The sequence below is a fragment of the Streptomyces sp. CA2R106 genome (genome assembly GCF_037034245.1).
Taxonomy (GTDB): Bacteria; Actinomycetota; Actinomycetes; order Streptomycetales; family Streptomycetaceae; genus Actinacidiphila.
Genome location: NZ_JBAGKC010000010.1, coordinates 286645 through 297708, shown reverse-complemented (window position 1 = coordinate 297708; position 11064 = coordinate 286645). Strand labels below are relative to the sequence as shown.

Here is an 11064-nt window from a genome sequence, read left to right as displayed (position 1 = left end):
GTAGCGTGAGCCCGTGCAGTACGACCTGGTGATCTTCGACAACGACGGCGTCCTCGTGGACAGCGAGCCGATCTCCAACCGCATCCTCGCGGAGTGCCTGACCGCGGCCGGGCACCCCACCACGTACGAGGACTCGCTCCGGGACTTCATGGGTGCCGCGATGCACCGGGTGCACGACCTGGTGCGTGAGCGGTCGGGAGCCGTGCTGCCGGCGGACTTCGACGACGCGTTCCACGCCCAGGTCTTCGCCGCCTTCGAACGGGACCTGGAGCCCGTTGTCGGCGTCGCCGCGGTGCTGGACCAGCTCGCCGCGGACGGGGTGCCGTACTGCCTCGCCTCCTCCGGCGGGCATGACCGGATTCGGGTCGCGCTGCGGAAGACCGGCCTGTACGAGCGGTTCGGGGAGGAGCGGATCTTCTCCGCGCAGGACGTGGGGCGTGGCAAGCCGGCCCCCGACCTGTTCCTGCACGCCGCCCGGGAGATGGGTGTCGCGCCGGGCCGCTGTGCGGTGGTGGAGGACAGCCGGCTGGGCGTACAGGCGGCGGTCGCGGCCGGGATGGACGTGTACGGGTTCACCGCGATGACGCCGCCCGGGAACCTGGCGGGGGCGACCGCGCTGTTCGAGCGGATGACGGAGCTGCCCGCGCTGCTGACCGGCTGAGCTGCCGACCGACCGAGCTGCCGACCCGCCGACCGGCTGACCGTGCGGAATCGTCCGCACAGACCCTACTCATCCGTAGCTCCCGCGCTTAGCCTGCTCGCTTATGGATGTCGCTCGCCCGCAGGCTCTGCGGCAAGGCCGGGCTGCCCTCGCGGTCAGCTTCTTCGCGCAGGGCGCGCTCTTCGCGCTGCTCGTGACCCGTATCCCCGCGATCCAGGACCGCTACGGGATCAGCGACGGGCTGCTGCCGGTGTTCCTGGCGGCCGTGCCGATCCTGGCGGGCGTCGGGAGCGTGCTGACCGAGCAGTTGGTGAAGCGGGTGCGGCCGAGCGTGGTGCTGCGCTGGGTGCAGCCGGTGGTGGGGCTGGTGCTGGCGGGGCTGGGTGCCGGGGACCGGGTGTGGACGGCGGCGGTGACGCTGGCGTTGTTCGGGGTGTGCGTCGGCGGGCTGGACGCGTCGATGAACATGCTGGGCGTCAGCCTCCAGCGGGAGTGGGGCCAGAGCATCATGCTGGGCTTCCACGCGGCTTACAGCCTGGGCGGCATCGTCGGTGCGTCGCTCGCCTGGTCGGGCGCGCACTGGCACTTCGCGCTGTTCTCGCTGTACGGGCCGGCGGTGCTGGTGCTGATCCCGCTGACGCTGACGGCGAGCCGCTGGTACCGCGACCAGCAGCCGGGCGGTGTGTCGGCCGACGTGGCGGAGGGACGCAGCCCGGACGGGGGCGGGGCCGCCCAGCAGGTCGTCATGCGGATGCTGCTGCCGCTGTGCCTGGTGATGGCCTTCGCGTACATCGGCGACTCGACGGTCTCCAACTGGAGTGCGAAGTACCTCCAGGACACGCTGCACAGCTCGGACCAGCTCTCCACGGTGCCGTACGCGGTGTACATGGTGACCACGCTGGTCGGGCGGGCGGTCGGGGACCAGGGGGTGCGGCGGTTCGGGGCGGTCGCGGTGGTGCGGGTGGGCGCGGTCGTCGCCATGGCCGGGTTCGCGGTGGTGGCGGTGGCGCCGGGGCCGTGGGTGGGCATGCTCGGCTTCACCCTGCTCGGGTTCGGGCTGTGCGTGATCGTGCCGCAGACGTTCGCGGCGGCCGGGCGGATGTTCCCCGAGGCGTCGGACTCGGCGATCGCGCGGCTGAACATCTTCAACTACGTCGGGTTCCTGGTCGGATCGCCGCTGGTCGGGGCGCTCGGCGACGCGTGGAGCTACCGCGGTGCCATGGTCGTACCGATGGTCCTGGTGGGAGCCACGCTGCTGTACGCGCGATCTTTCGCGGCGGGTCCCGGCGGGTACGGTGTCGGCCATGAGCGGCCGCGCGCAGTTGATGTGGGATGACCGGGTAACGGCGTACGACTTCGGGGACGGGCACCCGATGGACCCGGTGCGGCTGAAGCTGACCTGGGCCCTGGTGCGGGCGTTCGGCCTGGACGCGGGGCTCAAGGTGGTGGCGGCTCCGGCGGCGGGGGAGTCGACGCTGGAGCTGGTGCACCGGTCGGACTACGTGGCGGCGGTGCGCCGCGCCTCGGCGGACCCGGCGGCGGCCCAGGCCGGGGCCGAGGCGGCGTACGGCATCGGCAGCATGGACAACCCGGCGTTCGCGGCGATGCACGACGCCTCCGCGCTGATCGTCGGGCAGTCGGTGGGCGCGGCGGAGGCGGTGTGGCGGGGCGAGGCCGACCACGCGGTGAACTTCGCCGGCGGGCTGCACCACGCGATGCCCGGCCAGGCGGCGGGGTTCTGCGTCTACAACGACGCGGCGCTCGCGGTGGCGCGGCTGCTGGAGCTGGGCGCGGAGCGGGTGGTCTACGTGGACACGGACGTACATCACGGGGACGGTGTGCAGACGGCGTTCTGGGACGACCCTCGGGTGCTGACGATCTCGCTGCACGAGACGCCGCGCACGCTCTTCCCGTACGCCACCGGGTGGCCGGAGGAGACCGGCGGGGCGGACGCGGAGGGCGGCGCGGTGAACGTGGCGCTGCCGGCGGGCACGGGGGACGAGGGCTGGCTGCGGGCGTTCCACGCGGTGGTGCCGGCGCTGGTGGCGGCGTTCCGGCCGCAGGTGCTGGTGTCGCAGCACGGCGCGGACAGCCATGTGGAGGACCCGTTGGCGCACTTGGCGGTGTCGCTGGACGCGCAGCGGGTGGTGGCGGAGGCGTGCCACCGGCTGGCGCACGAGCACGCGCAGGGGCGTTGGGTGGCGCTGGGCGGTGGCGGGTACGCCGTCGCGGACGTGGTGCCGCGGGCGTGGGCGCATCTGGTGGGCATTGCGGCGGGGACGCCGGTCGAGCCGCGGACGGCGGTGCCGCGGGAGTGGCAGGACCAGGCGTACGCGCTGACGCGGACGTCGGTGTCGGCGCGGATGACGGACGGTGCGCCGGGGCGGTGGGCGGAGTTCGACGACGGAGGGTACGACCCGGCGTCGCGGTTGGACCAGGCGGTGCTGGCGACGCGGCGGGCGGTCTTCCCGTTGCACGGGCTGCTGCCGTAGGGCCGTGGCGGGGTTCGACGGCCCACCCGTGGGGGTGATTTCGGAAGGTTCGTTATGTACCGGCCGCGGGGCCCGTGCAGGATCGGGCGCGTGGTGAGTGTGGGTGCGCTGCGCGCACATCTGGTGGCGGTGGGGCTCGCGGGCGAGGTGGCCACGGCGCGGGAGCAGAGCCTGGTGAACTACGGGTTGTTCGCGGCGCGTGATCCGCGGCAGACCTGCGGTCTGGAGCCGGAGGGGGCGTGGGACCGGGCGGAGTTGCTGCGGTTGATGGCGGACCGGTGCGGGGTGTCGGCCGATCCGTGCCGGACGTCGGGGCCCGACGCGATCGATCCGGACCGTACGGTGGCGGCGCTGGACGCGTTCGCGGAGCGGTTGGCGCGTGCGGCGCATGACCGGCTACCCGTCCTGTTGGGCACAGGACATCCACATCGTCTCCTTGGTTTCTACGCAACTTTGGCCGCCGCGCTGTCGGCGGCCGGGTGCCAGGTGCTCACCCCGCACTACGACCACTGCATGCGGATGCCCACTCATTTCGGCGTACGCATACACCGCCTCGGCTACGTCGGCGGGGTCGCGGTGGTGCGGGCGGAGGGGGCCGAGCGGGGCGCGCACACCCACTCGCCGCTGCCGGTCAGGGCGGCCCTCGCGGCGGCCGCGCAGCAGGCGGGAATTCTGCCGAAACTCGTGGTGGGGGACCATGGATTCGTCTGCGGGGCAGGGCAGTTGGGCATCGAGGCGATCGGTATCGGGGACTGCGACGACCCGGCGGTTTTCGTGGCGGAGGCGGAGGGCAGAGTGTCGGTGGCCGTACCACTCGACGACACCGCTCGGTCGGATTACTACCGGCCGGTCACCCGTTACGTCCTGAAGAGCGCATGGCTCGGGCAGTAATCCTCCCTTCGCAACTCCTCTTCCCCACTTGCATCATCCGCCCCTAATCTGAGGGGGAGCGCACATGCCTGTTTGGAGTCGCCGGAGGGGAAGCCGGTGGCCGTCATGTGCGGAAGGTTCAGGTGTGTCATGGCTGTAACTGAAAGTCGGCCTCTCAACGAGGTCGTGTTCCTCACTGTCGCCGAAGTAGCGGCGGTCATGAGGGTGTCGAAGATGACCGTGTACCGCCTGGTGCACAGCGGTCATCTGCCGGCGATTCGCGTGGGTCGGTCCTTCCGGGTTCCGGAGCAGGCCGTGCACGAATACCTGCGGGAGAGCTATGTGGGGGTGGAGTCTGCCTGAGCTGCCGTGAGCGGTCCGGTAACGGGCCGGTGACGGGCCGCGTGGGCCTCGGTTACGTTCGTCCGCTCGGGGCGGGTAGGCTAGGCCGACGTAGGTCGTGTGGGCTCGGACGCCCCGCACCGAGTGAAACCGAAGCGAGGGTTGTCGTGGGCTCTGTCATCAAGAAGCGGCGCAAGCGTATGGCGAAGAAGAAGCACCGCAAGCTTCTGAAGCGGACGCGTGTCCAGCGCCGCAACAAGAAGTAAGCGGGCTGCTTGCCGCTCTCCTGCCCCCTTCGACCGCCCGATTCAGGGTGGTGGAAGGGGGCAGTGGCGTGTCCGGGGCCGTTCGGCGGCCGCCCGCGGGCGGGGGCGTTGCGTCACCGCGGTGCCACGGCGGCGGGGTACGGTGACAGCATTCCCTCAGGAAGGCGCTGAACGTGGGCAAGGTGGTGCTCGTCACCGGAGTCGCGCGGCAGCTCAGCGGGCGGTTCGTCCGGCGGGTGCAGCGCGAGCCCGAGGTGGACCGGGTGGTCGCGGTCGACGTGGTGCCGCCCGACCACGACCTGGGGGACGCGGAGTTCGTCCGGGCCGACATCCGGCAGCCGGTGATCGGAAAGGTGCTGGCGCGGCACGCGGTGGACACCGTGGTGCACCTGGACGTCAGCGGCACCCCGCTGGGCGCAGGCGGCCGTACCCAGGCCAAGGAGACCAACGTCATAGGCACCATGCAGCTGCTGGGCGCGTGCCAGAAGGCGCCGACGGTCCGGCGGCTGGTGGTGAAGTCCACCACGAGCGTCTACGGTTCCGCGCCGCGCGACCCGGCGGTCTTCACCGAGACCACCCCGGTCAAGTCGCTGCCCAGCGGCGGCTTCGCGAAGGACGCGGTCGAGGTCGAGGGCTTTGTGCGCGGCTTCGCCCGGCGCCGGCCCGACGTGGCGGTGGCGGTGCTGCGCTTCGCCAACATCCTCGGGCCGCGCGCGGACACCCCGCTCGCGGAGTTCTTCGACCTGCCGGTGCTGCCCACGGTGTTCGGGTACGACCCCAGGCTCCAGTTCGTGCACGAGGACGACGTCGACGAGGTGCTGGTGGTCGCGGCCACGGAGCCGCGGCGCGGGACGCTGAACAGCGGCACGTTCAACATCGCCGGGGACGGGGTGCTGCTGCTGTCGCAGACCGCGCGGCGGCTGGGGCGCCCGACGGTGCCGGTGCTGCTGCCCGCGGTGACCTGGGTGGGCCGGATGCTGCGCACCGCGGGTGTGACGGACTTCTCCGCCGAGCAGATCCGGCTGCTCACCCACGGCCGGGTGGTCGACACCCGGCATATGCGGGAGACGCTGGGCTTCCACCCCGTCCACACCACCGCGGAGACCTTCCACGACTTCGCCCGCTCCCGGGCCGGCGGCCTGCTGCCGCCGGCCCGGCTGGCGGCAGCGGTCGACGGGGTGGCGGCGCGGGTGCGGCGGCCCGCGGCCGCGGGTCCGGGAACGAAGCGGGGGCCGGAGCGGCAGGAGGAACGGCAGTCATGACGGACGCGAAGGTCATCCCGTTCGGGGACGACGGCCGCCGCCGCGGCGCGGGTGCCGGCGGCGCCGGCAGCAGCAGCGGCAGTGGTGGCGCGCGGCGGTCGCGGGGCCGGGAGCGCAAGGCGGGTGCGGCGGGGTCCGGGCAGAAGGCCGCGGGTGCCGCCCAGGCGCCGCTGGCGGCCGTTCCGGAGGACGGCCCGGGCATTCCGGCACAGGCGGACGGAACACCGCCGGCAGGCGCCGGACAGGGCCCGCACGGCGGTGGTGGGGGCGCCGCCGACGGTGTCCGCCCGGAGGCGGCCGGCGGTCCGGCGGCGGGGGACGGTGGCCCGGGCGGTGCGGAGGACGTCGGGGCGTCGCTGTCCGCGGCGTTCGGCGCGGTCGCCGACCGGCTGCTCGGCGGCCCGTGGGAGCGGAAGGTCGCCGGCGGCCTGTCCTTCCTGCGGCGGCGGGTGACCGGGGACTACGACGTCGACGAGTTCGGCTTCGACGCCGAGCTGACCGACCAGGTGCTGCTGTCGCTGCTGCGCCCGCTGTACGAGGGGTACTTCCGGGTCGAGGTCAGGGGCATCGAGAACATCCCCGCCGAGGGCGGTGCCCTGGTGGTGTCGAACCACTCCGGGACGCTGCCGATCGACGCGCTGATGACCCAGGTCGCGGTGCACGACCACCATCCGGCCGGCCGCCACCTCCGGCTGCTCGCCGCGGACCTGGTGTTCATGATGCCGGTCGTCAACGAGCTGGCGCGGAAGGCCGGCCACACCCTCGCCTGCGCGGAGGACGCGCAACTGCTGCTGGAGCGGGGCGAGGTGGTCGGGGTGATGCCCGAGGGCTTCAAGGGCCTGGGCAAGCCCTTCTCGGAGCGGTACAAGCTCCAGCGGTTCGGGCGGGGCGGGTTCGTGGCGACGGCACTGAAAACGAAGGTGCCGATCGTGCCGTGCTCGGTGGTGGGCGCCGAGGAGATCTACCCGATGGTGGGCAACTCCCGCACCCTCGCCCGGGTCTTCGGCTTCCCGTACTTCCCGCTCACCCCGACCTTCCCCTGGCTCGGCCCGCTCGGCCTGGTTCCGCTTCCGACGAAGTGGACGATCCAGTTCGGCGAGCCGATCCCCACGGACTCCTACGCTCCGGAGGCCGCGGACGACCCGATGCTCGTCTTCAACCTGACCGACCAGGTGCGGGAGACCATCCAGCACACCCTGTACGAACTGCTGGTGGAGCGCCGCTCGGTGTTCTTCTGACCGGGCGGCGCCGCACGGTGCCGCGTCAGCTGTCGTCGGTGCTGCTGGTCAGGCCGAGGCCGGGGAGCAGCCCGGGGAGCAGCGGGGGCAGCTCGACGGAGTGCTGGGTGGGGCTGGGGGTCGGCGTCGGGGTCGTCTCCGGCAGGTCCGGGAGCTTCGGCGCGGTGCCGAGCAGGTTGCCCGAGCCGCCGATCAGTCCGTCGGCGGTGCTGCCCGAGGGCGAGGGGCTGGGGCTCTGCCCGCTGTCGTCCCCGGCCGTGTCCTTCGACGTGGCCGTCGCGGACGGGCCGCTCGAGGGGGAGCCGCCGCGCGGGCCGCCGTCGTGACCGGTGCCGGAGTCCGCGCCATGGGTGGCGGAGGCACCGGAGTGGTCCTTCTGCGGCAGCGACAGCGGCGCGACCTCCGCGTCTATGGCGTCGAAGAGCGAGGTCACCTGGTCGGAGACGTCGGTGAGCTGGCTGGGCAGCTTGCCACTCAGGTCGGTCCAGCCCTGGCGGTGGCTCTCCGCGAAGCTGTTGAGCAGCTCCATCGGCTGGAGCGAGCCGTTCTTGCGGTAGGCGTCGGTGAGCAGGCGGTGCCCCTCGGCCACCTCCTGGTGCATTCCGGACAGCGCCCTGCGCACCTCGGCGACGGACTCGGGGTCGAGCTGCCCGCCGCGGCCGCGGTCCATCAGCCGGCGCGCCTCCTGCATACGGGTGGACGCCATGTCGAGGTAGACCTTGCCCCGGGAGGCGTCGCTGCCCGCCATGTCCAGCTTGATGTCCTCCATGCTGCGCTTGAGGCCGTACAGGCTGTCGCCGGGCAGGGCGTTGGTGCTCGCCGCGGCGACACCGCCCAGGGCGCCCGCGGCGACCCCCATCGTCAGCCCGCCGACCGCGAGCCGGCGGGACAGCCGGGAGCGCGGGGCGAACCGGCGCAGGGCGGCGGCCGGTGCGAGCCGGCCGCTCTCACCGCGCTGCTCGGGCACGCGGGTGGCGGGGCGGAAGCTGCCGTCGGCGATCGCCTGCTCCATGGCGGCGATCAGCTGGGCGCGCTGCACCGTCTTGCGCGCGGGGTCCATCGCGGGGCGCGGGCGCCGGCCGATGGCATCGGCGAGGGCGACCATCGCACCCTGCTCGGGGTCGGCGTGGCGGTCGGCGGCGTGCGTGCCGTGCGTCTCACCGGCGCTGTGCGCACCGCTGGACGCACCCCCGGGCGTACCGCCGCCGCGGCTGTCCGCTGCGCCGTCCGTGCCGGCACCGGCGCCGTGTCCGCCGGTGCTGTCCTCGCGGCCGCCGTCGAGCCCGGCGTCCTCGACCGCCTGGGCGAAGGCGTTCGCCCGACGGTGTGCCGTTGCCTGTCCGATCACGGGCGGCACCTCCTCTCGTCTCCACACTCGACTCCACCCGCCGTCCGGAAGGTTGCCCTCTCCGAAGCCGTCCACCCGATCGGGTGAAAAGCGGTGAGCGGCGTGCGGCGCGGAAGTGTCTGCATGTGTTGCAACGAGTGCCGGTCCGGTTGGGTTACGCAGGTCTGATGATCGGGCAGCGTACGCCCTGGGCGCCACTCATCGGGCGTCTTCGGGCAGCAGCCGGGCCAGGGTGCGCACCGCGCGGTACTGGAGCGTCTTGATGGCGCCCTCGTTCTTGCCCATCACCCGGGCGGTTTCGGCCACCGACAGGCCCTGGAGGAAGCGCAGGGTGATGCACTCCTGCTGCTGCGGGTTGAGCTTGCGGACGGCGGTGAGCAGCGCTTCGTTGGAGAGCTGTTCGAGCACCGATTCCTCGGGGCTGCGGGCCACTTCGTTGGCGTCCAGCATTTCACCGGTGGTCACTTCGAGCCGGAACCTGCTCGACTTGAAGTGGTCGGCGACCAGGTTGCGGGCGATCGTGACCAGCCAGGCGCCGAAGTCGCGGCCTTGCCAGGTGAAGGTGCCGATACGGCGCAGGGCGCGCAGAAACGTCTCGCTGGTGAGGTCCTCGGCCGTCGCCTTGGAGCCCACCCGGTAGTAGATGTACCGGTAGACGGTGTCGCTGTAGTGGTCGTAGAGCCGGCCGAAGGCTTCGGTCTCGCCGCTCTGCGCGGCTTCGACCAGGTCCATCATGCGGCCGCTGTCGGTGTCCGACGCGGGCCGTCGGGCCGGGGCGGCCTTGTCGGCGGCCTGGCCGCGCTGCGGGCTGCTGTTGCGGGTGCGTCTGCCTGCGGCGGTGCTGATTTCGGCCAGGGCGTAGGCGGGGCCGGGGACGGTGGGACCGGACGTGGCGAGGGCGGGCGCGGCGTACGCGGGGACACGCGGCAACTGGTCGGTGACCAGAGCGCGCAGCGCAGCCAGGCCGGAGGTGACAACCCCGTCGTGTGGGTACACGGGACTCCCAGAGGCAGAACTTCCATCACGTGCAGTACGGGACCGTTCACCCGTCGTGGCGACGTGCGGGTACCGGAATGCGTCTGAGGAGAATAACGCTTCGTACAGGCGGCGCTACACCGAGTTGTGGAAATCGCCGTTTCCGGCACTTCCTGTGCGGAATCGTGATCGACCAATTATCGAACGGGGCGCCCGAGTTGACCACTTCGAGTCGTGAAGCGCTCGTGTGAAGCGCGTGTTGTGCTCGTGTCGAAGTCGCGGATGCGAGCCGCTGGTCCGGCCGAACGAGCCGTGCGCGCCGTGCGGGGCGCGCGTTCCGGTGCACCGGCGCGAGCCGTGCGCGCGGGCGGGCGCGGGCGCGGAATCGTACGGAGCGCGCCGCACGCGCTTCCGTACGGCGCCGCGCGCCTCTCCGCCGTGTCGGGGTGTCGGGCTCGCCCGGGCGGCTAGGCCGTGTCTGACAAATCCCGCCTGGCCGACGGGGCCTGGCACGCACGCTCTCCCCCTGCCTTCGGCGGGAGGTGCCCCCAGCGTTGTCGGTCGTCAGCGCAGCCCGCTGCGCTCTCCTCCCTCCGCCTTGCGAGCGCACGCACCAGGCCCCGTCGGCCCCCGCCCTTCGGGCGGGACGACGCTATTTGTCAGACACGGCCTAGCGGTAGCGCCTGCGGGCGGCCAGGGCCGCCAGGACGCCGCCGGCCACCGCGCCCATGCCGGCGGCCGCGGGAATCCCGATCTTCGCGGCCTTCCGCCCGGTGCGGTAGTCGCGCAGCCGCCAGCCCTCGGCCCGCGCGTGCTTGCGCAGCCCGCTGTCGGGGTTGATCGCGTAGGGGTGGCCGACCAGCGAGAGCATCGGGATGTCGTTGGTGGAGTCGCTGTAGGCCGCGCACCGCGACAGGTCGAGGTCCTCGGCCGTCGCCAGCGCCCGTACCGCCTCGGCCTTGGCCGGGCCGTGCAGCGGCTCGCCGACCAGCCGGCCGGTGTAGACGCCGTCGACCGACTCCGCGACGGTGCCCAGCGCCCCGGTCAGCCCGAGCCGGCGGGCGATGATCGCGGCGGTCTCCACCGGCGCGGCCGTCACCAGCCACACCCGCTGCCCGGCGTCGAGGTGGGCCTGGGCGAGGGCGCGGGTACCGGGCCAGATCTTCCCGGCCATGTACTCGTCGTAGATCTCCTCGCCGATGGCCGTCAGTTCCGCCACCCGGTGCCCCTTGACGATGGACAGCGCGCTGTCGCGGGCGTCCTGCATGTGCTCGGGGTCCTCGGCGCCGGCCAGCCGGAAGTACGCCTGCTGCCAGGCGAACCGCAGCAGGTCGCGCTTGTCGAAGAACTTCCGCTTGTACAGGCCGCGGCCGAAGTGGAAGAGCGCGGCTCCCTGCATCACGGTGTTGTCGAGGTCGAAGAAGGCGGCGGCCCGCGGGTCGCCCGCCACCGGGAACTGCTGCTCCGCCGGTTCGGCGGCCGCGTCGCCGGCCTGCGTCCGGTGGTCGAGCGCGGCCTCCGCGGCGGCCTCTCCTGCCAGCACGCTCCGCTCGGTGGCGGACTGCCTACGGGGGGTGAGCCATTTGAGAGCGGCCATGCCGCGAGCATAA

At 72.7% G+C, this 11064-nt stretch carries 11 protein-coding genes; 8 read left to right on the top strand and 3 right to left on the bottom strand.

Translation table 11 applies throughout. The annotated features are described in order from the left end of the window. The first annotated feature begins 13 nt into the window (after positions 1 to 13). The 8 genes from WA788_RS18190 (at position 14) to WA788_RS18155 (ending at position 7131) form a co-directional block, all read left to right on the top strand. Positions 14 to 661 carry an HAD family hydrolase gene (locus WA788_RS18190; protein WP_335978512.1) on the top strand — a complete coding sequence of 216 codons (648 nt, stop codon included), beginning with the start codon at positions 14 to 16 and terminating at the stop codon, positions 659 to 661. 103 nt (positions 662 to 764) lie between these two features. Further along, on the top strand, positions 765 to 1997 hold the full coding sequence (locus tag WA788_RS18185; RefSeq protein WP_335978510.1) for an MFS transporter: 1233 nt from the start codon (positions 765 to 767) through the stop codon (positions 1995 to 1997). Next, on the top strand, positions 1966 to 3153 hold the full coding sequence (locus WA788_RS18180; protein WP_335978508.1) for an acetoin utilization protein AcuC: 1188 nt from the start codon (positions 1966 to 1968) through the stop codon (positions 3151 to 3153). Before WA788_RS18185 ends, WA788_RS18180 begins: the two co-directional genes overlap by 32 nt. A 90-nt stretch (positions 3154 to 3243) precedes the next feature. Further along, a complete protein-coding gene (locus WA788_RS18175) occupies positions 3244 to 4044 on the top strand; it encodes a phosphatase (protein WP_335978506.1) in 801 nt (266 codons plus the stop codon). 129 nt (positions 4045 to 4173) lie between these two features. Next, positions 4174 to 4386 (top strand): helix-turn-helix domain-containing protein, encoded by a 213-nt coding sequence (locus tag WA788_RS18170; protein WP_202235362.1) that lies wholly within the window; start codon positions 4174 to 4176, stop codon positions 4384 to 4386. A gap of 29 nt (positions 4387 to 4415) precedes the next feature. Beyond that, a complete protein-coding gene (locus WA788_RS36080; protein ID WP_435125512.1) occupies positions 4416 to 4631 on the top strand; it encodes a 30S ribosomal protein bS22 in 216 nt (71 codons plus the stop codon). Positions 4632 to 4804: 173 nt separating this feature from the next. Next, the gene (locus tag WA788_RS18160; protein ID WP_335978504.1) at positions 4805 to 5893 is read left to right on the top strand and encodes an NAD-dependent epimerase/dehydratase family protein; all 1089 of its coding nucleotides are present in this window, start codon (positions 4805 to 4807) and stop codon (positions 5891 to 5893) included. Continuing rightward, positions 5890 to 7131 carry a lysophospholipid acyltransferase family protein gene (locus WA788_RS18155; protein ID WP_335978502.1) on the top strand — a complete coding sequence of 414 codons (1242 nt, stop codon included), beginning with the start codon at positions 5890 to 5892 and terminating at the stop codon, positions 7129 to 7131. The genes WA788_RS18160 and WA788_RS18155 overlap by 4 nt, the downstream gene beginning before the upstream one ends. 25 nt (positions 7132 to 7156) lie before the next feature. Here the strand turns inward: WA788_RS18155 and WA788_RS18150 are convergent, their stop codons facing one another. The 3 genes from WA788_RS18150 to WA788_RS18140 all read right to left on the bottom strand — a co-directional run bounded on the left by WA788_RS18150 (position 7157) and on the right by WA788_RS18140 (position 11051). After that, positions 7157 to 8479, bottom strand: coding sequence for a DUF5667 domain-containing protein (locus WA788_RS18150; protein ID WP_335978500.1), 1323 nt, complete (start codon positions 8477 to 8479; stop codon positions 7157 to 7159). A 198-nt stretch (positions 8480 to 8677) separates the two neighbouring features. Then, the gene (locus WA788_RS18145) at positions 8678 to 9475 is read right to left on the bottom strand and encodes an ECF subfamily RNA polymerase sigma factor, BldN family (protein WP_335978498.1); all 798 of its coding nucleotides are present in this window, start codon (positions 9473 to 9475) and stop codon (positions 8678 to 8680) included. A gap of 649 nt (positions 9476 to 10124) precedes the next feature. Continuing rightward, a complete protein-coding gene (locus WA788_RS18140) occupies positions 10125 to 11051 on the bottom strand; it encodes an HAD family hydrolase (RefSeq protein WP_335978496.1) in 927 nt (308 codons plus the stop codon). Between the last annotated feature and the right edge of the window lie 13 nt (positions 11052 to 11064).